The following is a 22,235-nucleotide window of genomic DNA, read 5'->3' on the forward strand; positions in this document are numbered from 1 at the left end:
ATTGGATGATTATCGCCCGCGCGGGTTACGCCAAGCGAGCGGCGGTTTTTCAGCCCGCAAGCGGCGGGGCGCGCGGATTGGCCGGAGAGCGCTCACGCGTAACGTCGGGATGCCTGACTGCCGGCGGAAGAAACGCGACTGTTTCAAAAGACAGGCTCACCGGCGCCACGCCGACGCCTGCCGGCGGCGCATAGGCGACGGAGGCCATGCTGCAGCCGAGCATGCAGCATGCCGGCATGTGCGGCTGGTGCGGATCGCCGCCGGGAAGCTGGACCGCCCCCTCATGTGTACAGATGACGTTGCCGAAAACGTCGAGTTGCGAGGCATCCGGCGCAATGCCGAAAGCAAACACGCCGAGCGTCGACTGGAGCAGCAGCACACAGGCCGCGACAAAGGCGGCCATCATGCTCCATCTCTTACGCCGGAAGTCCAAAGACCTGCCTCTTCACGCAGCAACGCTTGGATATCTAGCACGCGGCATGTCGGCGGAAAATCGCCAAATCATCGCTGCGGCAACGCGGCGCGTTAAGAAGCAATCCGACCGATTTCCGGGATCGACGTCAACAGCGTGTGGCGTGCCGACTTCAGATGCTTGCGGCAGGCGGCGTCGACCTTGCCGAGATCGCGCGATTTCAGCGCCGCGATGTAGGCGAGATGCTCGCTCACCGCGACTTCGTTGCGCTCGCGCTCCTGCGCCTTGTTCCACTGGTAGTGGTAGTGAAAGATCATGGCGATGACGTCGTAGAAATCGACGATGAAGCGGTTGTGCGACGCCCGGTGGATCAGCCGGTGGAAGCGCTCGTCTAGCTCCGAGAATTCGTTGAAGCGGATGGCGATTTCGCTGGCCAGAAGCCGGTGCTCGTCTTCCAGCCGGTCGAGATCCGCCCAGACCGGACTATCCCCAGGCAAGGCGGCAAAGGCCGCCGCCGAGCGTATCTCGAACATCTCGCGGATTTCAGTGAGTTCGAGCGCGAAGGCTCGCGTAAACCCCTTCAGCACCCAGTGGCTGTTGCGCCGCTTCTCGATCAGGCCGAAGCGGGAGAAGCGGATGAGGAACTCGCGCACGCTGGTGGTGCCGACGCCGATCTCGCGCGCCAGTTCGAGCTCGTTGATCTGCATGCCGGCCTCGGCGCCGCCAGCCAGCAATCTGCGCATAAACGACCGCTCGATGATCTGGGCCAGTGTGTCTGTCTCCTCCTCGGGGAAGAAATCATCCGGCTTCGGCGCCCTGAGCACTGTCTTGCTGCGTTTGTTCCACGCGATCAGCCCGGTCTCTTCCATGCGCGCCAGAATGGTGCGCACGGTGGTCCGGCTGACGCCGAGCAAAGTGCCCAGTTCCGGCTCCGACGGCAGGCTCTGCGTTTCATCGAGCAGCCGCAGACCCCTGTTGTAAGCGTCCTTGTAGACGTTGTTGCTCTTCGACATCCCTGCCCCGTTGCGCGCCGGCGCTTGCTGTGGCTGGCTTGAAGCGCGATATCACATATGTCCTGGCTCTCACCCGGCAGAGCAAACGCTCTGCGTGTCAGACGCCGCTCCCCACAAGCCAAGCGTCCATCGGACACATGGTCTCCTCCTGAAAAAACAATTGACGCACAAATGTTTTTTCACGATAAAAGACATTATATGTAAACAGACGCGTGTCAATCCGCGCATCCCCAGGAACAGACCCAGGAAACTGCCCGTGAACGCCTCGAACAGCATTCTTCTGTCCCCCGCCGACAATGTCGCGGTCGCCAATGGCCGCATCGAGATCGGCACCCCTCTGCCCGGCGGCGCCGTCGCCACGGCCTTGATCGAGCCCGGCCACAAGGTGGCGATCAAGCCTATCGCCGTCGGCGAGGCGGTGGTCAAGTATGCCCAGGCCATCGGCCGCGCCACCCAGGACATCGCGCCCGGCGACCACGTCCATTCGCACAATCTGGTCTTCGAGTCCGGCCGTCTGCCGGTCGTGCCGCCGAGCGAAGCGGAGCATGCCACCGAAGCCGACCGCGCCCGGACATTCATGGGCTATCGTCGCGCCGATGGCCGTGCCGGCACGCGCAACTTCATCGGCATCATCGCCAGCGTCAATTGCTCGGCCACCGTCTGCCACGCCATTGCCGACGAGGCCAACCGCGTGCTGTTGCCGAAATATCCGGGGATCGACGGCTTCGTCCCGATCGTCCATGGCCAGGGCTGCGGCATGAGCGGCACCGGCGACGGCATGATGGTGCTACACCGCACGCTCGCCGGTTACACCCGCCATCCGAATTTCGGCGGCGCGTTGATGGTCGGCCTCGGCTGCGAGGTCAACCAGCTCACCCTTTACGGCCAGAAGGGTGCGGCGGCGGGAAAACGCCATTTCAACATCCAGGACGCCGGCGGTTCGCGCAAATCGGTCGCAAAGGCGATGGGCGTGCTCGCCGAAATCGCCGAGGAAGTCGGCCAGTATCAGCGCGAGCCGATCCCGGTCTCGGAGATCGTCGTCGGCCTGCAATGCGGCGGTTCCGACGGCATGTCGGGCATCACCGCCAATCCCGCGCTGGGAGCGGCGGTCGACATCCTGGCCGGCGTCGGCGGCATCGGCATCCTGTCGGAGACGACGGAGATCTATGGCGCCGAACATCTGCTCGCCTATCGCGCGGCAACGCCGGAGATCGCCAAGAAGCTCGACGGTTTCGTCAAATGGTGGGAGGACCATGTCGCCAAGCACGGCGCCTCGATCGACAACAACCCCTCGCCCGGCAACAAGCGCGGTGGCCTGACCACCATCCTGGAAAAGTCGCTGGGCGCCGTGGCCAAAGGCGGCCAGACTCCGCTCAACGGCGTCTTCGGTTATGCCGAAAAGGTCACCGGCAGTGGCCTGGTGTTCATGGACACGCCCGGTTACGACCCGGTCTCGGCGACCGGTCAGGTGGCGGGCGGCGCCAACATCATCGTCTTCACCACCGGCCGCGGCTCCTGCTTCGGCTGCCGGCCCACGCCGTCGATCAAGGTCGCCACCAACTCGACCATGTACCACCAGATGGAAGAGGACATGGACGTCAATTGCGGCGTCATCGCTTCGGGTGAGAAGACCATCGCCGGCATGGGCCGGGAACTCTTCGAACTCATCGTCGAGACGGCATCGGGCCGCAAGACCAAGAGCGAGGCGTTCGGCTACGGCGACAACGAGTTCGTGCCGTGGCACCTCGGCGCGACGCTCTAACCACCGACGAAAAAAAACGGGCTGCAACGACGGCTCACAAGGGGAGGCTTTGGATGGACAAACGCCGCATCGGCACGACTGCGCTCGAGGTAACCGAGATAAGCTTCGGCGGGGCGGCGATCGGCGGGCTCTACCGGGCCTGTCCGCGCGAAGCGGCGATGGAGACGCTGCAGACAGCCTGGGATGCCGGCCTGCGCTATTTCGACACCGCGCCCTTCTATGGCTTCGGCCTGTCGGAGCGGCGGACCGGCGATTTCCTGCGCTACAAGCCGAGGGATTCCTATGTGCTGTCGACCAAGGTCGGCCGCCTGTTCCGCCCGGTGCCGGAAGACCAGGTTCCCGATCATTCCTATGTCGACCCGCTGCCTTTCGCGCTCGACTACGACTACTCGTATAACGGCATCATGCGCTCGGTCGAGTTCTCCTATGCCCGGCTCGGGCTGAACCGGATAGACATCCTGTTTGTGCACGACATCGGCACCTACACACATGGCGTCGAGAAGACGAAGCTGCACTTTCGCCAGCTGATGGACGGCGGCTTGAAGGCGCTGGACGAGCTTAAAACGTCGGGTGTAATTTCCGCCTATGGGCTCGGCGTCAACGAGGTGCAGATCTGCCTCGACGTGCTGCGCGAAGCACCGCTCGACTGCATCCTGCTGGCCAGCCGCTATTCGCTGCTCGACCGCTCGGCTGAAGCCGAGTTGCTGCCGCTGTGTCGTGAGCGACAGACTTCGCTGATCATCGGCGGCGTCTTCAACTCCGGCATCCTGGCAACCGGACCGGTGCACGGCGCGCATTTCGACTATCTGCCGGCGACGCAGGACATACTCGAGCGTGTCGGCGCGATGGAGAAAATCGCTGATGAGGGCGGATATCCGCTGGCGGCGGCTGCATTGCAGTTTCCGCTGCAGGAGCCTGTCGTGGCCAGCGTGCTGACCGGAACGGCCAAGCCTGCCAACCTGACGCGCAACCTCGACCTGTTCGACGTCCAGGTGCCGCAAGCGGAATTCGCCCGCTACGCTCCCTACACCATCGTGCAGGAGCTCGGGTGACGAAACGCCACAATCACGGTTCTCAAGAAGGAATGAATATTCCATATTGACTCGACGGTGGAATTAATATTCCATGATGATCAAGGAGGATCGGGAGCGTCTGGACGTGGCACTGAGGATCGGCAGGGAGGTTTCCCCGCCAAGCCATGCGCAGGCCGATATGAAACACCGCTTGCGTCGGCCGGACCGATGCACTATCAAAAAGCGGCAACTGTTTTTTATTGATAAAGTTCTGTTTGGGCCGCGCCTATCCAAATGGAGCTTCCGTAACCTTCACCGGGCGATCTAGGGAGGATTCCTAATGAAATTCGTGACCAGCATTCTCAACCGCCGCTCACTGATGGCACTAGCTGCCGCCTCGATGCTTGCCGGCACGCTGCATACGGCGCCGGCTTCGGCGGCGGACGTGACCATTCCGATCATCGTCAAGGACACCACGTCCTTCTACTGGCAGATCGTCCTGGCCGGCGCCCGCAAGGCCGGCAAGGATCTCGGCGTCAACGTACCCGAACTCGGCGCCCAGGCTGAAACCGACGTCAACGGCCAGGTCTCGATCCTCGAGAATGCCGTCGCCGGCAACCCGGCCGCGATCGTCATCGCGCCGACCGAATTCAAGGCGCTCGGCAAGCCGATCGATGAAGCGGCCAGCAAGGTCAAGGTCATCGGCATCGACTCCGGCGCCGACTCCAAGGCGTTCACCTCGTTCCTGACCACCGACAATGTGCAGGGCGGACGCGTAGCCGCTGACGGTCTTGCAGCAGCCATCGGCGAAGCCAATGGCGGCAAGATCGAGGGCGACGTCGCCCTGATCACCAACGCGCCGGGCGCCGGTTCGCTGGAGCAGCGCAAGCAGGGCTTCACCGAGCAGCTGGCCGCGAAATATCCGGGGCTGAAGCTCGTCGCCGACAAATATGCCGACGGCCAGGCAACGACCGGTCTCAACATCGCCACCGACCTGATCACCGCCAACCCGAACCTCAAGGGCATCTTCGCGTCCAACCTGATCATGGCGCAGGGCGTCGGTCAGGCAGTCGCCGAGAACAACCTTGGCGGCAAGCTGGCGCTGGTCGGCTTCGACAGCGACGAGAAGCTGATCAAGTTCCTCAATGACGGCGTCATTTCCGCGCTCGTCGTCCAGGATCCGTACCGGATGGGCTATGACGGCATCAAGACCGCGCTCGCCGCCTCGAAGGGCGAGAAGGTCGAGGCCAATGTCGACACAGGCGCCAACCTGGTGACCAAGGCAAACATGAAAGACCCCAAGATCGACGCCCTGCTCAACCCGAAGCTCTGAGCCCGTCGACCAAAAATCCTTTCCGGGGCCTCGCGCCCCGGAAACACCGGATACAAGCTTGAATATCCACCGGCTTGAATCACCTCGACGATGCGGCTTGACTGCATCGCGACGTGCCAATCGTAAGGCCAATCTGGGAGGATTGTCATGACGCCCATGGCGCAGGAACTGCACCCGGCCCCAACGCTAGCGCCCGGCAGGACGATCCTCGAACTGCACGGGCTGGAAAAGCGCTATCCCGGCACGCATGCGCTGAAGCCCGTTCACCTTGCCTTCAAGGCAGGTGAGATCCACGCCATCGTCGGCGAGAACGGCGCCGGCAAATCCACCCTGATCAAGCTTCTGACCGGCGTCATGCCGCGCACCTCCGGCGATGTCATCTGGGAGGGCAAGCCGGCAGCGCTGGCAACCCCGCACGAGGCAATGGCGCTGGGCATCAACGCCGTGCATCAGGAGGTCGTGCTCTGTCGCCACCTCACCGTCGCCGCCAACATGTTCCTCGGCGAGGAGAATTCGCGCTTCGGCATCCTGCAGCAGCGCGCCATGGTCAAGGAAGCGCAGAAGATCATCGACGGTCTCGGCTTCGACCTGCCGGCGCATGTCATGCTGGGTGACCTCACCATCGGCCAGCAGCAGCTGATCGCCGCCGCCCGCGCCACCGTGCGCGGCACCAAATTCCTCATCTTCGACGAGCCGACCGCCTATCTCACCCGCAAGGAAGCCGACCAGCTGTTCACGCTGATCCGCAGGCTCAAGGGCGAAGGCGTCACCATCATCTACATCAGCCATCGCATGGAAGAGGTGTTCGAACTCGCCGATCGCGTCTCGGTGCTGCGCGACGGCACGCTGGTCGGCACTCGTAACATTGCCGAGACCAATGACGCCGAGTTGGTCAAGATGATGATCAACCGCTCGATCGAGCAAGTCTACCACAAGGAGCATTTCACCCCCGGTGCCGTGATCGTTGAAGCGAAAAACCTGTCGGGCAAGGGCTTCGAAGACGTCTCGATGACAGTGCGCGCCGGCGAGATCGTCGGGCTCTATGGCCTGATCGGCGCCGGCCGCAGCGAGTTTGTCACCACGCTTTATGGCCGCCACAAGAAGTCGGCCGGCCAGATCCGCTGGCAAGGCAAACCGGTGCTGATCAATTCCGAGCACGACGCGATTAAGCTCGGCATGGCGCTGGCGCCGGAAAGCCGCCGCGACCAGGGCCTGTGCCTGAACCTGCCGGTCGGCCTCAACCTCAACTTGCCGATCTACAAGCGCATCTCCAACAACCTGCTGATTTCGAACACGAAGGAAAAGGCTGAAGCCGATCGCCAGATCGCCGGCCTCCGCATCAAGACGCCGACACGCGGCGCGCTGGCCTCCAGCCTGTCCGGCGGCAACCAGCAGAAGATCGTCATCGGCAAATGGCTGGCGCACGGCGCCAAGCTGTTCATCTTCGACGAGCCGACCGTCGGCGTCGATGTCGGCACCAAGGCCGAGATTTACCGCCTGTTCGGGGAACTGTTGTCCAAGGGCGCCGGCATCATCCTGATCTCGTCCTATCTGCCCGAGGTTTATGAGCTCGCCGATACGCTGCACGTGTTCCGGCGCGGCAAACTGGTCGCCAGCCATGGCTTTCGCGCCGCCAGCCACGAAGACGTGCTGACGCAGGCGATCGGCTGACAAAACAAGAAACGGGAGGAACCATGAGCATCGAAACCGTCGCGATCGAAAAACCGAAACGGAACTACAACGTCCTGTTCGGGCTGACGCTTCTGGCGTTGCTGGTTCTGCTCTGGATCGTGCTGTCGGTGGCGACGCCGAGCTTCGCCTCCTCCAACAACATCGCCAATCTTTTGCGGCAGGGCTCGATGATCGCCATCATGGCGGTCGGCCAGACCTTCGTCATCATCACCGGCGGCATCGACCTCTCGGTCGGCGCCGTGGTCGGCTTCGCCACCGTCATTGTCGCCATGATGATCAATGCCGGCTTCCCGATCTGGGTCGCCATTCTGGTGACGCTGCTGGTCGGCGTTGCCATCGGCCTGTTCCATGGCTTCGGCATCGTCAAGATGGGCCTGCCGCCCTTCATCATCACGCTGGCGACGCTGACCTCGTTGCGCGGCATCGGCCTGTTGATGACCAACGGCAATTCGATCAACATCAACAGCGACAGCTTCACCGCGTTCTCGCGCAGTTCCTTTGTCGGCATCCCCAATCTGTTCTGGATGGTGATCCTGGTCGGTATCCCGGCCTATATCTTCCTGCACCACAGCCGCTGGGGCCGCTATCTCTTCTCCGTGGGATCCAATGCCGAGGCCTCGCGCCTCTCGGGCGTCAATGTCCAGCGCACCATCTACATGGCCTACACGCTGTCGGGCCTATGCGCGGCCTTCGTCGGCGTGCTGCTGGCGGCGCGCATCGGCATCGGCAACCCGACCCAGGCCGAAGGTTGGGAGTTGCAGGCGATCGCCTCATCGGTGATCGGCGGCACTTCGCTGTTCGGCGCCGTCGGCTCGGTGCATGGCCCGCTGCTCGGCGCCTTCATCCTGGCCACCATCAACAACGGCGCCAATCTGCTCAACGTCAACTCGTTCTGGCAGCGCATCATCACCGGCGCGCTGATCATAATCATCGTCTATTTCGACGGGCTGCGCCGTCGCGGCAAGTAATCCTCCCTGACCTTCTGCGCCGGCCTGCTTAACAACGGACCGGCGCCTTTTTTGAGAAACACTGGAATTGCCGAATGAAAGCTGTTGTCTGCCGCTCGCCCGGCGAGCTTGTCCTGGAAGACCGGCCGGCGCCAGGAGCGCCGCCTCCCGGCTGGGCGCTGGTCGCCGTCAGCCATGTCGGCATCTGCGGCACCGACTACCACATCTTCGAAGGCAAGCACCCGTTCCTCGCCTATCCCCGCATCATGGGCCACGAAGTGTCGGGCGCCGTCGTCGAGACCGGCGAAGATGTCGACCTTGCCGTGGGCGAGCCCGTCATCATCAATCCCTATCTCGCTTGCGGAAAATGCATCGCCTGCCGGCACGGCAAGCCGAATTGCTGCGTCAGGATCGAAGTGCTTGGCGTCCATCGCGACGGCGCCATGGCCGAGCAGATCCTGGTGCCGGCACGGAATCTTTATCCAGCAAACGGCTTGTCGCTGGCCGACGCGGCGGCGGTGGAATTCCTCGCCATCGGCGCGCATGCCGTGCGGCGTGCCCGCGCCGAACCAGGCGCCCGCACGTTGGTCATCGGCGCCGGGCCGATCGGCCTTGGCGCAGCGCTGTTTGCGCGCATCGCCGGGCTCGATGTCAGCCTGCTCGACATGAGCACGGAGCGGCTGGATTTTGCAAAAGGCGAACTCGGCTTCGCCACGCTCGACGGTTCACAAAAAGCGGCAGCCGAACTGGTGCGCGACGCAACCGGCGGCGAAGGGTTCGACGTCGTCTTCGACGCCACCGGCAACACCGCCTCGGTGCAGTCGGCCTTCGCCCATGTCGCGCATGGTGGCACGCTCGTGCTGGTCAGCGTCGTCAAGGACGACATCGTCTTTTCCGATCCGGAATTCCACAAGCGCGAAATGACATTGATCGGCAGCCGCAACGCGCTGAAAGTCGATTTCGACCACGTCGCCGCCTCGATACGCAACGGCGCCGTGCCTCTGGCAAAACTCGTCACCCACCGCACCACGCTGGCCGGCACGCCGGATGATCTCGCCCGCTGGGCGCATGAGAAATCGGGGTTGATCAAGGCTGTGATCGAGGTGGGGTAAGACATCCGAAAAATTTGGTGGAGCGATAAGTGCCGAGTTAAGGCAGATCGGGTTGTGTGCGTCAAGTTCTGCAAAATGGGCGATCATGAGACTGGTCATGCGGCTTGGCGTAGAGCGAGCTTCTTGTGCTCGCGCAGATCATCCATGTTGATATAGCGGTTGGCCTCCATCCAGTTTTCGTTGGTTTCGACGGCCAGCGCCCTGACCAGGCGCAGGCAGCTTTCGGCGTTCGGGAAGATGCGCACGACATAGGTGCGCCGGCGGATTTCCTCGTTGAGCCGTTCAAGCATGTTGGTGGACTTGAGGTGCTTGTGATGCTGACGCGGCAGCCGGAAGAAAGTCAGCGTCTGTTCTATGGCTTCTTCCGCCCAGGTGGTCAGCCGCGGGTAGCGGGCGGACCATTTGGACAGCCACGCGGCGAGATCGGCCTTGGCCTCGGCGAGATCGCGCCGGTCGTAGAGCCAGCGCAATTCCTGCAGGCAGTCGTCGCCGTGCTTCCTGGGCAGATGATCGAGCGCGTTCCTGAGGAAGTGGACGTAGCAGCGTTGCCAGGCGGCTTCGGGGATCACCTCGCCGATCGCTGCCACCAGGCCGGCGTGATCGTCGGACACGACCAACTCGACGCCCTTGAGGCCGCGCGCCTTGAGGCCGACGAGGAAGTCCCTCCAGGCCGAGCGGCTCTCGCGATTGGCCATCTCCACGGCCAGGATCTGGCGCCTTCCGTCCCAGTCGATACCGACCGCGATCAGCACCGCCTGGCTCATCACGATGCCGGCTTCACGCACTTTCTCGTAGCGGGCATCGAGAATGAGGTAGGGGAATGGCTCCTGAAGCGGTCGTTCGGCAAACGCCTTCAGGCTCTCGTCCAAGCGCTTGTTGATGGCCGAGATCGACGAAGCCGAGAACGCATGACCGCACAGCTCTTCCGTGATCGCCTTGACCTTGCGGGTCGACACGCCCTGCACATACATCTCCGCAAGCGTCGCAACCAAGGCCCGCTCCGAACGCTGGTAGCGCTCGAACAGCTCGGTGGAGAAGTGACCCGCCCGGTCCTGTGGAACCCGCAGCTCAAGCTTGCCCACCCGGGTGACCAGGGTGCGGCCGTAGTAACCCGAGCGATACCCAAGGCGCTCAGGCGTGCGTTCGCCCTTCGAAGCACCCAGCGCCTCCTCCATCTCGGCCTCGAGAACCTCCTGCATTACCGCACGGATCACTTCGTGCAGCCCCTCCGGGTTCGAAAGCAGAATGTCTTTGACGGCAGCGCTGGTCGATTTACCTTCTGTCTTGGTCATGGTGGCGTTCCTTCCAGGGAATCGGTGACGTTGAACATCACCAGCCTGCCATGACCGCCCTCTCTCAGCGAATTTGCAGAACTCTCAGCACACTACCGCAGATCGCATACCTCGGCGATTTGCGAAAAGGCCCGTCGCTTCCTCATCCACGGGCGGAGCAAGGAGCGAAGCGACGCGGCGCAGACCCGAGGTTTCATTCGGTGACGTCTGCGCTAGAATCCAGCGGTGCAAAAAGAGGCGTCCATTCGCATCTCCTACCTGCACCGCTGCGGCGCGCGACAGTCGCGGCATGGGTCCTCGGGTCTCCGCGTCCGCTGCGCTCCCGCTCCGCCCGTGGATGAGGAAGTGAGCGGCTAAGCCGCCCGCTTCCACCCATCCCTGATATGCCTGTATCCCTCGCGATAAACTGCCTCCGGCGTCTCGGAAAAATCCCGCCACACCTTGGTCGCCGCCGCCAGATCCTTCAGCGACCTGCCAAACGCCTCGATCGTCAGCCAGTCGTCATAGCCGCTCTTGCGGATGGCCGCGAAAGTCTCTTTCCACGGAATGTTCCCGCGTCCCGGCACGCCGCGATCGTTCTCCGAAATGTGGATGTGCACGACATTCCTGCGGTGCTTCGTATAGGCGCCGATCGGGTCGGCTTCCTCGATATTGGCGTGGAAGGTGTCGTACATCGCCTTGATGTGCGGCCGGTCGATGGCATCGACGTGCTCGGACAGATCGGCCATCGTGTTCAGCAGATAGCACTCGAAACGGTTGAGCGCCTCCAACCCGATGGTAACGTTCCGCTTGCCGGCATGATCGCCAATGGCGCGCTGCGAGGCGATCGAGCGCTTCTTCTCGGCAGCGGTCGGCCCGCTGCCGGAGAAGGCGCCGAGCGTCGAATGCAGCGGCCCGCTCAGCGTACTCGCGCCGAGCGCCTGGGCGCAATCGATCGCCCATTTCATGTAGCCGATGCCGGCCTCGCGGGTCGCGGCATCCGGCGAAATCAGATTCATCGCCGGGTCGCCCATCGCCGTAACAGCCGTGCGCTCCAACCCAATGCGGTCGAGCAAATCGCCAAGCTTCTTGTAGTCCTCTGGCGTGCCTGAGAAGATCGGTATCTCGACGCCGTCGAAGCCGGTCGCCTTGATGTCGCGCAGCAACGGCTCGTGTTTCTTAGACACGGAAGTCGTCCACAAAAACATGCACATGCCGATTTTCATCGACAGCCCCTCCCCATTTGACGGCGCGCTGGTTTCTTTCGCACCTCGCACCATGCGCCCTCATTCGGCCGCTTAGCGGCCACCTTCTCCCCGAAGGGAGAAGAGACTTGGCGCCGGCGCTACCTAAAGTTTCGTCCACGCCCCGTTCTTCTTCGACGACTTCACGCAGGCCTCGATGAACGCCATACCTTCGACGCCGTCCTGGATGGTCGGGAACACCACGTCCTTGCCCGGCTTGCCGCCCTTCTTGCGTGCCGCGCGGATCGCGCGCGCCGCCTCCTGGTAGATGTTGGCGAAGCCTTCGAGATAGCCTTCCGGATGGCCAGACGGAACGCGGCTGACGCGTCCCGCAACCGGCAGCGCGCCGGCGCCGTTGCGGGTGAGCAGCTGCTTGGGCTGGCCGAACGGCGTGTACCAGAGATAGTTCGGATCGGCCTGCACCCATTCCAGCCCGCCTTTCGAGCCATAGATGCGCAGCTTCAGCCCGTTCTCGTGGCCGGGCGCCACCTGGCTTGCCCAGATCATGCCCTTGGCCGGATGCACCTTGCCGACCGGCTTGAAGCGCAGCATGACATTGACATTGTCGTCGAGCAGTCGCCCCGGCACGAAAGCGTCGAGATCGGCCGACAGGGAATCGAGCTCCAGACCCGAGACGAAGCGCGCCAGATTGTAGGCATGCGTGCCGATGTCGCCGAGCGCGCCGCCCGCGCCCGCCTGCTTGGGGTCGGAGCGCCACGCCGCCTGCTTCTGGCCGGTGGCGGCAAGATCCTCGGTCAGCCAGTCCTGCGGGTACTCGGACTGAACGATGCGGATGTCGCCAAGCTGCCCCTTGGCCACCATCTCGCGCGCCTGCCGGATCATCGGATAGGCAGTGTAATTGTGCGTCAGCACGAACACCTTGCCGGTCTTTTCAACCACGGCCGCGAGCTTCTTGGCCTCGGCCAAAGTCGTCGCCAGCGGCTTGTCGCAGATGACGTGGATGCCCGCCTCGAGGAAGACCTTGGCCGCCGGCACGTGCACATTGTTGGGGGTGACGATCGCCACCGCCTCGATGCCGTCCGGGCGCTTGGCCTCGGCCTTGGCCATCTCGGCATAGGAGGCGTAGCTGCGCGCCGGGTCGAGACCGAGTTCGGCGGCGGAAGCCTTGGCGCGCTCGGGATTGGCCGACAGGGCGCCGGCCACCAGCACGAAGTCATTGTCCATGCGCGCCGCGATCCGATGCACCGCGCCGATGAAGGCGCCTTGGCCGCCGCCGACCATACCATAGCGGATCGGGCCGCCCCCCGCTTCCGACTTCGATGCGCCGACCATGTCTTTCTCCTGCTTGTCTCAAATACCCATCATGGCGCGCAGCATCTTCTTGTCGGTGGTGCCGCCGGCGAAATCATCAAAGGCCTTTTCCGTCACCCGGATAATGTGGTGCTGGATGAAGGGCGCGCCTTCGGCCGCGCCGTCCTCCGGATGCTTGAGGCAACACTCCCACTCCAGCACCGCCCAGGAATCGTAGCCATACTGGGTAAGCTTGGAGAAGATGCCGCCGAAATCGACCTGCCCGTCGCCAAGCGAGCGGAATCGCCCCGCGCGATTGGTCCAGCTCTGATAGCCGGAATAGACGCCTTGCCGCCCCGTCGGATTGAACTCGGCATCCTTGGCATGGAAGGCCTTGATCCGCTCGTGATAGATGTCGATGAATTCGAGATAGTCGAGCTGCTGCAAAAGGAAATGCGATGGGTCGTAGTTGATGTTGCAGCGCTTGTGGCCGCCAACCGCATCGAGGAACATTTCGAACGTGGCGCCGTCGAAGATGTCCTCGCCGGGATGGATCTCATAGCCGACGTCGACGCCGTTCTCGTCATAGACGTCGAGGATCGGCTTCCAGCGCTTGCCGAGTTCGGCAAAGGCCTCCTCGATCAGCCCGGCCGGCCGCTGTGGCCAGGGATAGAGATACGGGAAGGCCAGAGCGCCGGAAAACGTCACCGAGGTTTTCAGGCCAAGATCCTTCGAGGCCTTGGCGCCGAACTCCATCTGTTCGACCGCCCATTTCTGCCTGGCCTTGGGGTTGTTGTGCACCGCAGGCGGTGCAAAGCCGTCGAACTGGGCATCATAGGCCGGGTGCACCGCCACCAGCTGCCCTTGAAGATGCGTCGACAGTTCGGTGATCTCGACGCCGGCATCCGCGCAGATGCCTTTCACCTCGTCGCAATAGGTCTTGGAAGACGCCGCCTTCTTGAGGTCGAACAGGCGTGCATCCCAGGTCGGGATCTGCACGCCCTTGTAACCGAGACCGGCCGCCCATTTGGTGATCGAGGCCAGCGAATTGAACGGCGCGGTATCCCCCGCGAACTGCGCCAGAAACAGCCCCGGACCCTTCATTGTCGACGGCATCGGCATCCTCCCAATTCATTTTTCCAAGGACCAAGCATAGCGTCTGATGAAAGCAGGGCCAGCCTCTTTGGTCTCTCGTGATGTGCATTCTCGTATCGGCGTTCTGGTATTACCAAATACCGGAAATGGGTCAAGCCATTTGACTCACGCGCAAAGCTGCCGGGGCATTCCATTTTTGGCGATATATACCAGCATAATCAATACGGTACACAGATGCCGATATCGCATCGCGGCGGTTCTTGCCGCGCGACAAAAATTGCTGTAGACCTCCATTAGGGCCCAATTGGTCGAACCAGTTGCGCAAAAACGCTGGAGCGCCTTGGGGAGGAAACACGCGACGCGCCTTGTGGGGCGCATCGCAGGCGAACTGGCACAGACGAATTCTGGGAAGGATAGACCATGCATCTTTCGACGCACAACTGGATGCGCGCGGAACCGTTGGAGGTGACGCTGAAGCGCATCAAGAAATTCGGCTACGAGTCGATCGAGATTTCCGGCGAGCCCGAGCAATACAAGACCAAGGAGACCCGCGCGCTGCTGAAAGAATACGGCATCCGCTGCTGGGGGTCGGTGACGCTGATGCTGGGCGAACGCAACCTTGCCGCCAGGGACCAGGGCCAGCGCGAACGCTCGGTGCAGTACGTCAAGGACGTGCTGACCATGGTCAGCGAACTTGATGGCGAGATCATAACGCTGGTGCCCGCGACCGTCGGCAAAGTGGTGCCGGACGGCACCGAGGAAGAGGAATGGAAGTGGGTGGTCGACGCCACCCGCGAATGCTTCACCCATGCCAGGAAGGTCGGCGTCAAGATCGCGGTCGAGCCGCTCAACCGCTTCGAGACCTATTTGTTCAACCGCGGCGCGCAGGCGTTGGCCCTGGCCGATGCGGTGAGCCCCGAATGCGGCGTCTGCCTCGACGCCTATCACATCCATATGGAAGAATTTAACGTCCATGACGCGATCCGTCAGGTCGGCAAACGGCTGTTCGACTTCCACGTCGCCGACAACAACCGCTTTGCCGCCGGCCTTGGCCAGATCGATTGGCCACGGATCGTGCAGACGCTGAAGGAAGTCGGCTATGACGGCGCGCTGACCAACGAATTCGTCGCGCCCGTCGACCGCACACCCGCCGCGCCCTATCCCGACATGGTCGACCGGAATCCGGTCGACATTTCTCCCGAACAGCTGAAGTTCATCCAGGATCACGGCTCCAGCGTGCTGACGGAGAAATTCTATACCGACCAGATGCGCATCACGGCCGAAACGCTGCTGCCGCTGATCAAGTAGCCGATCGGGATGCGCATCAAAACGGTCCAGGCGTGGTGGGTCCGCGTGCCGATTGAGGCCGCGAAGCAGCATCGCAGCGACTTTGGCCAGGTGACGACGTTCGACGCCGCCATCCTGCGCATTGAGACTGACGACGGGCTGATCGGCTGGGGCGAGGGCAAGAACGCCGCCGGCAGCGCCGGCAGCTATGGTGCGCTGGTCTACATGCTGAATCACGAGGTCGGGCCGCAGCTGATCGGCCGCGACCCCGCCGACATCGGCATGATCTGGGAGATGCTCTACAACGGCGTGCGCCATGACAGTGCCGCGCGCGCCGGCCATGCCATGCCGCAGCTGGCGCGGCGCGGCATGAGCATTGCGGCAATCAGCGCCGTCGATATCGCGCTCTGGGATATTCTGGGCAAGTCGTTGGGACAGCCGGTGTGGCGGCTCATCGGCGGCCGCAAGCTCGACCGCATGCCGGCCTACGCCTCCGGCGGCTGGGCTGCCGCCGAGGCTATCGGCGAGCAGCTCAAATCCTACATCGCCAAAGGCGGCTTCAAGGCGCTGAAGATGCGCGTCGGCGCCATGGACGGCGCCCCGCACATTTCCGCCGCCCGCGTCCGCGCCGCACGGCAGGCGCTCGGTCCTGACGTCGAGTTGATGGTCGACGCGCATGGCACCTATACGGTGGCCGAGGCCAAGCGCTTCATCAGCCTGGCCAGCGATCTCGACCTCGCCTGGTTCGAGGAGCCTGTTATCGCCGACGACAAGGCTGGTATGGCCGAGGTGCGCGCCTCGGGCTCGATCCCGATCGCCACCGGCGAAAGCGAAGCGACGCGCTACGCCTTCCGCGATCTCGCGGTGCTGAAATCCGCCGACATCTTCCAGCCGGATCCGGCCTTTTGCGGCGGTATCAGCGAGGCGATGAAGATCGGCACCATCGCCAGTGCCTTCAATCTGCGCTTTGCCCCGCATCTGTGGGCCGGCGCGCCATGCTTCTTCGCCGGCCTGCATGTTTGTGCGGCCTCGCCTGCCAGTTTTACCGTCGAATATTCGCTCGGCGCCAACCCGATGATCCACGATCTTATCGAAGAGACTGTCGAAGCAAGGGACGGTATGATAGCGATCCCTGAAAAGCCGGGTCTGGGATTCACCATTTCGGAGCGGTTCCTGGAGGCGCACGCGCAACGCGGTTGACGATGAAAGAAAAGAACCTTCTCGCCGAGCTCGCCGCCTATCTCTTCGCCCATTCGGACAAGGAGACCGGCCGCACGCCTTCGGAGCGCGAACTGGCGGAGCATTTCGTCGTCAGCCGCGGCCAGATCCGCGAAGCGCTGGCCATTCTGGAGGCCATGCGCATCGTCGAGCGCCGCGCCAAATCCGGCATCTATGTCGACACCAGGCAGGCCAGTGTAGAAGCCTTGGCTCTTTTCGCCCGCGCGGGCCTGCCGCTCGATCCGGTGCAGATCTACGAAACCGTCGAACTGCGCAAGATCCACGAGATCAAGGCCGCCGAACTTGCCTGTTCGCGTGCCACCGAAGAGAATTTCGAACGCCTGCGGGAGATCCTGAAAGCCTCGGAGGAGTGCATCGCCGCCGGCGAAGGCCTCGCCAAGGAAGACCGCGAATTCCACCTCGAAATCGTGCGGGCGACCAAGAACGGCGTCTTCCACAATATCTGCAGTGTCTATTACCTGATGGGCGAGCAGCGGCTGCCGATCTACTTCAACGATCCCGAGCGCTCAGTGCGCTCGCATGCCGAGCATATCCAGATCTACGAGGCGCTGCTGCGTCGCGACGGCAATCTCGCCCAGGCGCTGATGAGCGCCCACCTGCAAGGCGCGGAAAGCTACTGGAAGGGGATCATCGAGGGCCGGGAGGCGCAAGCGCAAAGCCTGGCACTTGAGAAGGTCTAGTGCAATTCCAGGAAAGGTGTGAAACGGTTTTTCTGGGAAAAGCGCGCGGCGCTTTCCTTTGAGAATTGCGACTAGCGAGAGCCCCATGCCCAGAATCCTGTCGACGCACACGCTGCACCCGCGTGCCTCCGCCATGCTGGCGGGCGCCGGCGAACTCGTCGTCGCCTCAGCGCTCGATGCGGCAACGCTGACCGCCGAGGCGAAGCATGCCGACGTCATCATCGTTCGCGCACCGCTGCCGCCGTCGCTGTTCGAAAACGCCACGAAACTCAGAGCAGCGGTCCGCCACGGGGCCGGGCTCGACATGGTGCCCATGGAGGCCGCGGCCGCGGCCGGCGTGCTGGTCGCCAACGTGCCGGCGGTCAATGCGCGTTCGGTCGCCGAATATGTGATGTTCGCGGCCCTTGCCCTGCTTCGGCGCTTCCGTTCGGTCGACCGCGACTTGCGCGCCAAGGGCTGGAATGCCGGCCGCGACCACGCCAGCCATGCCAGCGAGCTTGCCGGCAAGACCATCGGCATCATCGGCTTCGGCGCCATCGGTCAGGCGGTCGCCCATATCGCCGCGCACGGCTTCAGCCTCGACGTCGTGGCGACGACCCGCAGCATGCAGCCGGCACCCGACAGGATCGGCTTCCTGTCGATCGATGCGCTGGTCGAACAGAGCGACATCATCGTGCTCTGCTGCCCGCTGACGCCGGAAACGCGCGGACTGATCAGCCGCGAACGCATTGCCCGCATGAAGCCGGAAGCGCTTTTGATCAACATTTCGCGCGGGCCGGTGATCGATGACGAGGCGCTGATCGAGGCCTTGCGCCAAGACCGGATCGGCGGCGCCGCACTCGACGTCTTTGCCACCCAGCCGCTGCCGGCAAACCATCCCTATTTCGGTTTCGACAATGTCATCGTCACCCCGCATATGGCGGGGATCACCGAGCAATCGATGATGCGCATGGGCGTGGGCGCGGCCGGCGAGACCTTGCTGGTGCTGGCCAACCGGCTGCCTGTCAATCTGCGCAATCCCGACGTGGTCGAGCATTACCGCAGACGGTTTCCTGCCGACTGACGTTTCTGCAAGCCGCCTCAATTTTCGCGGATTTGGCGGCGACCTTCGCCGATATGGTCAAGAGCGTCGTGAGAGTTCTTCTTCTGATTGCCGGTACAAGCGTAGGGACAGCCAAGGCTCAGGCCGAAAGCAGCTACGTGCCTTGCGACAACGGCCTGCGCTGCGTGATGGCGCCCTGCCCTTCTACCAGCGCGCTCGACCTCGCCACCGGAAAGGTCGTCAAGGGTGTGTGGGTCGACATCGACGGCTTGCCGCAGCAGGACAAGGCGCTTGACCTTTCCGACAAGCTCTATGCCGGCAAGCTCGTTGTCACAGGAACAATCGAGAACCGGCCACACAGCTTCAACGGCAAGCAGCACGACGTGCCGACATTGCTCGCGACGGGCATCCTGCGCACCGCCAAGGACAGCGAACGCAAGCACTGCTCGTCGGGTTGACTATTACCGACCAAGCAGCCGCTCGATTTCAGCCGCGATGCGCAGCAGATGGTGGTCGTGGCCATTGCGCGCCACCAGCATCAGCCCGGCCGGCAGCGTCATGCCGGGCATCGGCAGCGAGATCGCGCAGAGGTCGAACTGGTTGGCGACCTGGGTGTTGCGCAGCAGCAGACCTTCGGTGCGTTCACGCAGAGCCGTATCCTCGGCCATCGAAACGATAGTCGGCGCTGTCACCGGCGTGGTCGGCAGAGCCAGCACATCGACCGAACCCAACCGCTCGTCCATGGCTATGCACAGTGCCGCGCGACGACGCATTGCCCTGATATAAACCGGCGTCGGTATGGCCGCCGCCCGCGACAGCGGCCCGCTGACATGGGGATCGACCGGCACCGATGCGCCCGTCGCCAGCCAGTCGGCATGGATTTCAGCACCTTCCATGGCCGCGATCGAGCCGCGTTTGGTGGCCAGGCGCAGATCGGCAATGAGGTCGTCGATCGAAATGTCCGTGAGCCACGCGCCTGCCTGCTCGATCCCGGCAAGGCTGCGATCGAACGCGGCGGCAATCTCCGTTTCCGTGTCTTCGAAAAGCAGGCCGCGCGGAATGCCGACACGAAGCCCGGCAAGCGCTAACGGCAGGTGCAGTTGCGGCATCTGCTCGCCCGTCATCGCGGCGTCAGCCAGGGCACACGCAGCAACACTCAGCGCCAGCGGCCCGATCGAATCCAGCGTCGCGGAAAGGGGATAGGCACCAGTCAGCGGCACGCGCCGCGCCGTCGGCTTGAAACCGACGACGCCGTTCAGCGATGCCGGGATGCGCACCGAACCGCCGGTGTCGGAGCCGATGGAAATGTCGCTCGTCCCCTCGCCAACGGACACGGCGGCGCCCGACGACGAACCGCCTGGAATGCGGCTGGTGTCGGCGGCATTGCCCGGTGTGCCGTAGTGCATGTTGTCGCCGATAGCGGTGAAGGCGAATTCGGTCATGTTGGTCTTGCCGATGATGACGGCGCCGGCCTGGCGCAGACGGCTGACGACCGCAGCGTCGTGCCGACGGGGCGCGGTGTCCCTCAGCATCAGCGACCCGGCCGTGGTCGGCTCGCCGGCGACATCGAACAGATCCTTGATCGACACGATGGTGCCGTCGAGCGGCCCGAGCGATACGCCGGCCTTCTTGCGCGCATCGGTGGCCTCGGCCGCTGCGCGCGCCGCCTCGGCATAGAGTTTGGTGAACACCTTCTCGCCTGCCGCGCAACTGGCAAGACGTGACAGGATGATCTCGAGACGATCGCGGATTGATTGCATGTCGATGTCGGATTCCGTCAAGGTGGAGCGTCTTTAAGGCATATGGGCCGCTAGGTCAGCGGAAGGAATAGCCCGGACAGCGTGCCTTTGCACCTGCCAGCGATAGGAAGGGACTGATGCTGTACAAAGGCAGCTGCCACTGCGGCAAGGTTGCGTTCGAATTCAAGGCGCAGCTGACCGGCGCCGTGAGGTGCAATTGTTCGATCTGCTCGCGCAAGGGCGCGCTGTTGGCCGCCATCCCGCATGACAGCCTGACGGTGCTGGCGTGGGGCGACGATCTCGGCACCTACACATTCGGCAATCATGCAATGGCGCATCGCTTCTGCCGGACCTGCGGCATCCATCCCTTTGCCGAGGATGTCAGTCAGGGCAGCGAACGCAGCGCCTACGTCAACCTCAACTGCGTTGCGGATATTGATGCTGTCGGTCTGTCGATTTTCGACTTCGATGGCCGCTCGGTCTAAGCTTACCGGTAACCCGCGGCATCGGCAGGTTTGCCGGCGTCCTGTACCTCCGGAATATAGCGCCAGGCGTCCGGGCGTGAGCCGTCGAGATCGGTAAAACCATAAATCTGCGCCAACCCACCGCTGGACAGCGACTGGCCGTTCCAGCGCGCACGATCCGGATCCGCCGCAAGCGACGCGACCGCGCGGCCGACAAAGCGCGGCGTTTCGGAAATGACGAAATGCGGCACGTTGGCGGTGGCGTCGCGCCAATTGTCTTCGGTGACGCCAAACGCCTCCAGCATCATTTCGGAACGCAGCCATCCGGGCGTCAGCGACACCGAGGTGGCGCCATGCGCAGCAAGATCTTTGGCGTGTGCCCATGCCATGCGGTTCACCGCGACCTTGGCGAGATCGTAGAACGGCGACAGCCGATAGTGATCGGCATTGTACTCGGCGGTGCCGTCAGTGACCTCGACCAGCAGCCCGCCCGGCCGCTCGATCATCAGCGGCAGCGCATGATGCGCGGTGATCAGATGCGTGTCGATGCCGAGCCGCAACAGGCGCAGGCCGTTTTCCAGATTGTGGTCCCAGACCGGCTTATTCCACTCGAACAGCTTTTCGCCGCCCCAGATATCGTTGACCAGAATGTCGAGCCGACCCTGTTCGGCCCGGATGCGCTCGACCAGACTGCGCACATCATCAGTCACCATATGATCGACTTGCACGGCAATGCCCTTGCCGCCATGCGAACAAACCAGCTCCGCCGTCTCCTCGATGGTTTCGGGCCGGGCATAGTCGGATTGCTGGCTGCGTGTGGTGCGCCCGGTGACATAGACGGTGGCGCCGGCGGCGCCGAGTTCAACCGCGATCCCCCGCCCGGCACCACGCGTGGCGCCGGCGACCAGGGCGACCTTTCCTTGCAACGTCATGGTAGTCTTCCAACCGAATCTATCGACCAAACCGATCTGGCTTACGCCGCTCGCATTATATATAAATGATTATTCGGTTATTTGAGATGTCAAGGTGACGCGACCAAAAACCAAATCCGACGAGCAGGTGCTGGAAGCCGCGTTGGGATTGATTCACGATCAAGGCCCCGAGGCGCTCACCTTCGAGCGGCTGGCAAAGGCCTGCGGCCTCTCGGGCGCGACACTGGTGCAGCGTTTCGGCAACAAGGCGCAGCTGAAGCAGCGCACCTTGCTGCAAGCGTGGGATGGCCTCGATGCCAAGAGGAGGGAACTCGCAGCCACCGTTCCCAAAACGCCGGCCGGCGCGATCGAATTGCTGGTGGGGCTGTCGCAGGGCTACGGCGGCATCGAAGCCTACGCCGAGGGCCTGCTCGTCCTGCGCGAGGATCTGCGCGACCCCGTGCTCAGGGCGCGAGGCGCCGCCTGGAAAGCGTTCCTGAGCGAGGCCCTTGCGGCTTGCTTGGCCGGAACGCCCGACACCCCGCGCGACATCGGCCTGCTGATGGCATCGCATTGGCAGGGCTCACTGCTGTGGTGGAGTTTTGACCCGACGATCGAGGTGGCCACCTATGTCGAGGAAAGCCTCAAGTGCTTCGTTGCAGCCATCACCAAGACAGCGGCCCGAAAACCGTGATGGGCCGCTGCGCAAGCTGGGAGTGGATGTAGTC

At 63.2% G+C, this 22,235-nt stretch carries 21 protein-coding genes; 13 read left to right on the top strand and 8 right to left on the bottom strand.

Annotation, left to right across the window (positions count from 1 at the left end; translation table 11 throughout):
• Positions 1 to 49 precede the first annotated feature (49 nt).
• Positions 50 to 406, bottom strand: coding sequence for a DUF2946 family protein (locus ACYG9Z_RS09720; protein ID WP_023713447.1), 357 nt, complete (start codon positions 404 to 406; stop codon positions 50 to 52).
• A gap of 119 nt (positions 407 to 525) precedes the next feature.
• On the bottom strand, positions 526 to 1,425 hold the full coding sequence (locus ACYG9Z_RS09725) for a GntR family transcriptional regulator (protein ID WP_023692007.1): 900 nt from the start codon (positions 1,423 to 1,425) through the stop codon (positions 526 to 528).
• A gap of 256 nt (positions 1,426 to 1,681) precedes the next feature.
• On the opposite strand from ACYG9Z_RS09725, the gene ACYG9Z_RS09730 reads away from it, so the two are divergent.
• The 6 genes from ACYG9Z_RS09730 (at position 1,682) to ACYG9Z_RS09755 (ending at position 9,284) form a co-directional block, all read left to right on the top strand.
• A complete protein-coding gene (locus tag ACYG9Z_RS09730; protein WP_023712307.1) occupies positions 1,682 to 3,187 on the top strand; it encodes a UxaA family hydrolase in 1,506 nt (501 codons plus the stop codon).
• A gap of 53 nt (positions 3,188 to 3,240) precedes the next feature.
• Positions 3,241 to 4,239, top strand: coding sequence for an aldo/keto reductase (locus tag ACYG9Z_RS09735; protein ID WP_023726438.1), 999 nt, complete (start codon positions 3,241 to 3,243; stop codon positions 4,237 to 4,239).
• A gap of 301 nt (positions 4,240 to 4,540) precedes the next feature.
• Positions 4,541 to 5,533 (top strand): ABC transporter substrate-binding protein, encoded by a 993-nt coding sequence (locus ACYG9Z_RS09740; RefSeq protein WP_023669816.1) that lies wholly within the window; start codon positions 4,541 to 4,543, stop codon positions 5,531 to 5,533.
• Positions 5,534 to 5,680: 147 nt separating this feature from the next.
• Positions 5,681 to 7,204, top strand: coding sequence for a sugar ABC transporter ATP-binding protein (locus ACYG9Z_RS09745; RefSeq protein ID WP_023751427.1), 1,524 nt, complete (start codon positions 5,681 to 5,683; stop codon positions 7,202 to 7,204).
• Positions 7,205 to 7,227: 23 nt separating this feature from the next.
• Complete coding sequence (locus tag ACYG9Z_RS09750; protein ID WP_023683015.1) at positions 7,228 to 8,193, top strand: ABC transporter permease; 966 nt, start codon at positions 7,228 to 7,230, stop codon at positions 8,191 to 8,193.
• A 74-nt stretch (positions 8,194 to 8,267) separates the two neighbouring features.
• Entirely contained in the window at positions 8,268 to 9,284 is a 1,017-nt protein-coding gene (locus tag ACYG9Z_RS09755) for a zinc-binding alcohol dehydrogenase family protein (protein WP_023751428.1), read from the top strand.
• Between the two features lie 95 nt (positions 9,285 to 9,379).
• Here the strand turns inward: ACYG9Z_RS09755 and ACYG9Z_RS09760 are convergent, their stop codons facing one another.
• The 4 genes from ACYG9Z_RS09760 to ACYG9Z_RS09775 form a co-directional block, all read right to left on the bottom strand.
• Positions 9,380 to 10,576, bottom strand: coding sequence for an IS256 family transposase (locus ACYG9Z_RS09760; RefSeq protein WP_460222894.1), 1,197 nt, complete (start codon positions 10,574 to 10,576; stop codon positions 9,380 to 9,382).
• A 353-nt stretch (positions 10,577 to 10,929) separates the two neighbouring features.
• Positions 10,930 to 11,781 carry a sugar phosphate isomerase/epimerase family protein gene (locus ACYG9Z_RS09765; RefSeq protein WP_023753220.1) on the bottom strand — a complete coding sequence of 284 codons (852 nt, stop codon included), beginning with the start codon at positions 11,779 to 11,781 and terminating at the stop codon, positions 10,930 to 10,932.
• Positions 11,782 to 11,904: 123 nt separating this feature from the next.
• Positions 11,905 to 13,092 (bottom strand): Gfo/Idh/MocA family protein, encoded by a 1,188-nt coding sequence (locus ACYG9Z_RS09770; RefSeq protein ID WP_023683012.1) that lies wholly within the window; start codon positions 13,090 to 13,092, stop codon positions 11,905 to 11,907.
• Positions 13,093 to 13,110: 18 nt separating this feature from the next.
• Entirely contained in the window at positions 13,111 to 14,166 is a 1,056-nt protein-coding gene (locus tag ACYG9Z_RS09775) for a sugar phosphate isomerase/epimerase family protein (protein ID WP_031244304.1), read from the bottom strand.
• Positions 14,167 to 14,565: 399 nt separating this feature from the next.
• Between ACYG9Z_RS09775 and ACYG9Z_RS09780 the strand changes: the two genes are divergently transcribed.
• From ACYG9Z_RS09780 to ACYG9Z_RS09800, 5 genes are all read left to right on the top strand, one after another.
• Positions 14,566 to 15,453: a sugar phosphate isomerase/epimerase family protein gene (locus tag ACYG9Z_RS09780; protein WP_023753222.1), complete on the top strand. Its 888-nt coding sequence runs from the start codon at positions 14,566 to 14,568 to the stop codon at positions 15,451 to 15,453.
• Between the two features lie 9 nt (positions 15,454 to 15,462).
• Positions 15,463 to 16,632 carry a mandelate racemase/muconate lactonizing enzyme family protein gene (locus ACYG9Z_RS09785; protein WP_023686624.1) on the top strand — a complete coding sequence of 390 codons (1,170 nt, stop codon included), beginning with the start codon at positions 15,463 to 15,465 and terminating at the stop codon, positions 16,630 to 16,632.
• A 2-nt stretch (positions 16,633 to 16,634) separates the two neighbouring features.
• Positions 16,635 to 17,351, top strand: a complete 717-nt coding sequence (locus tag ACYG9Z_RS09790) for a FadR/GntR family transcriptional regulator (protein WP_023686625.1) — start codon at positions 16,635 to 16,637, stop codon at positions 17,349 to 17,351.
• An 85-nt stretch (positions 17,352 to 17,436) separates the two neighbouring features.
• On the top strand, positions 17,437 to 18,414 hold the full coding sequence (locus tag ACYG9Z_RS09795) for an NAD(P)-dependent oxidoreductase (RefSeq protein WP_023753223.1): 978 nt from the start codon (positions 17,437 to 17,439) through the stop codon (positions 18,412 to 18,414).
• Between the two features lie 68 nt (positions 18,415 to 18,482).
• Positions 18,483 to 18,851 (top strand): hypothetical protein, encoded by a 369-nt coding sequence (locus tag ACYG9Z_RS09800; protein ID WP_245259988.1) that lies wholly within the window; start codon positions 18,483 to 18,485, stop codon positions 18,849 to 18,851.
• Between the two features lie 3 nt (positions 18,852 to 18,854).
• On the opposite strand, the gene ACYG9Z_RS09805 is transcribed toward ACYG9Z_RS09800, so the two are convergent.
• Entirely contained in the window at positions 18,855 to 20,153 is a 1,299-nt protein-coding gene (locus ACYG9Z_RS09805) for an amidase (protein ID WP_023815726.1), read from the bottom strand.
• A 116-nt stretch (positions 20,154 to 20,269) separates the two neighbouring features.
• On the opposite strand from ACYG9Z_RS09805, the gene ACYG9Z_RS09810 reads away from it, so the two are divergent.
• Complete coding sequence (locus ACYG9Z_RS09810) at positions 20,270 to 20,617, top strand: GFA family protein (protein ID WP_023753226.1); 348 nt, start codon at positions 20,270 to 20,272, stop codon at positions 20,615 to 20,617.
• 2 nt (positions 20,618 to 20,619) lie between these two features.
• Here ACYG9Z_RS09810 and ACYG9Z_RS09815 read toward each other — a convergent pair whose 3' ends face one another.
• Positions 20,620 to 21,528: an SDR family oxidoreductase gene (locus tag ACYG9Z_RS09815; protein ID WP_023753227.1), complete on the bottom strand. Its 909-nt coding sequence runs from the start codon at positions 21,526 to 21,528 to the stop codon at positions 20,620 to 20,622.
• Between the two features lie 94 nt (positions 21,529 to 21,622).
• Here ACYG9Z_RS09815 and ACYG9Z_RS09820 point away from each other — a divergent pair, with 94 nt between their 5' ends.
• Positions 21,623 to 22,201 carry a TetR/AcrR family transcriptional regulator gene (locus tag ACYG9Z_RS09820; protein WP_023753228.1) on the top strand — a complete coding sequence of 193 codons (579 nt, stop codon included), beginning with the start codon at positions 21,623 to 21,625 and terminating at the stop codon, positions 22,199 to 22,201.
• Positions 22,202 to 22,235: the final 34 nt, after the last annotated feature.

This window comes from Mesorhizobium sp. RSR380A (genome assembly GCF_054719385.1).

Excerpts from the sequence above, each read along its gene's own strand:
- ACYG9Z_RS09720 (WP_023713447.1), bottom strand. The coding sequence starts at position 406 with ATGATGGCCGCCTTTGTCGCGGCCTGTGTGCTGCTGCTCCAGTCGACG.
- ACYG9Z_RS09725 (WP_023692007.1), bottom strand. The coding sequence starts at position 1,425 with ATGTCGAAGAGCAACAACGTCTACAAGGACGCTTACAACAGGGGTCTG.
- ACYG9Z_RS09735 (WP_023726438.1), top strand. The coding sequence starts at position 3,241 with ATGGACAAACGCCGCATCGGCACGACTGCGCTCGAGGTAACCGAGATA.
- ACYG9Z_RS09740 (WP_023669816.1), top strand. The coding sequence starts at position 4,541 with ATGAAATTCGTGACCAGCATTCTCAACCGCCGCTCACTGATGGCACTA.
- ACYG9Z_RS09745 (WP_023751427.1), top strand. The coding sequence starts at position 5,681 with ATGACGCCCATGGCGCAGGAACTGCACCCGGCCCCAACGCTAGCGCCC.
- ACYG9Z_RS09750 (WP_023683015.1), top strand. The coding sequence starts at position 7,228 with ATGAGCATCGAAACCGTCGCGATCGAAAAACCGAAACGGAACTACAAC.
- ACYG9Z_RS09755 (WP_023751428.1), top strand. The coding sequence starts at position 8,268 with ATGAAAGCTGTTGTCTGCCGCTCGCCCGGCGAGCTTGTCCTGGAAGAC.
- ACYG9Z_RS09760 (WP_460222894.1), bottom strand. The coding sequence starts at position 10,576 with ATGACCAAGACAGAAGGTAAATCGACCAGCGCTGCCGTCAAAGACATT.
- ACYG9Z_RS09765 (WP_023753220.1), bottom strand. The coding sequence starts at position 11,781 with ATGAAAATCGGCATGTGCATGTTTTTGTGGACGACTTCCGTGTCTAAG.
- ACYG9Z_RS09770 (WP_023683012.1), bottom strand. The coding sequence starts at position 13,092 with ATGGTCGGCGCATCGAAGTCGGAAGCGGGGGGCGGCCCGATCCGCTAT.
- ACYG9Z_RS09775 (WP_031244304.1), bottom strand. The coding sequence starts at position 14,166 with ATGCCGTCGACAATGAAGGGTCCGGGGCTGTTTCTGGCGCAGTTCGCG.
- ACYG9Z_RS09780 (WP_023753222.1), top strand. The coding sequence starts at position 14,566 with ATGCATCTTTCGACGCACAACTGGATGCGCGCGGAACCGTTGGAGGTG.
- ACYG9Z_RS09785 (WP_023686624.1), top strand. The coding sequence starts at position 15,463 with ATGCGCATCAAAACGGTCCAGGCGTGGTGGGTCCGCGTGCCGATTGAG.
- ACYG9Z_RS09790 (WP_023686625.1), top strand. The coding sequence starts at position 16,635 with ATGAAAGAAAAGAACCTTCTCGCCGAGCTCGCCGCCTATCTCTTCGCC.
- ACYG9Z_RS09795 (WP_023753223.1), top strand. The coding sequence starts at position 17,437 with ATGCCCAGAATCCTGTCGACGCACACGCTGCACCCGCGTGCCTCCGCC.
- ACYG9Z_RS09805 (WP_023815726.1), bottom strand. The coding sequence starts at position 20,153 with ATGCAATCAATCCGCGATCGTCTCGAGATCATCCTGTCACGTCTTGCC.
- ACYG9Z_RS09810 (WP_023753226.1), top strand. The coding sequence starts at position 20,270 with ATGCTGTACAAAGGCAGCTGCCACTGCGGCAAGGTTGCGTTCGAATTC.
- ACYG9Z_RS09815 (WP_023753227.1), bottom strand. The coding sequence starts at position 21,528 with ATGACGTTGCAAGGAAAGGTCGCCCTGGTCGCCGGCGCCACGCGTGGT.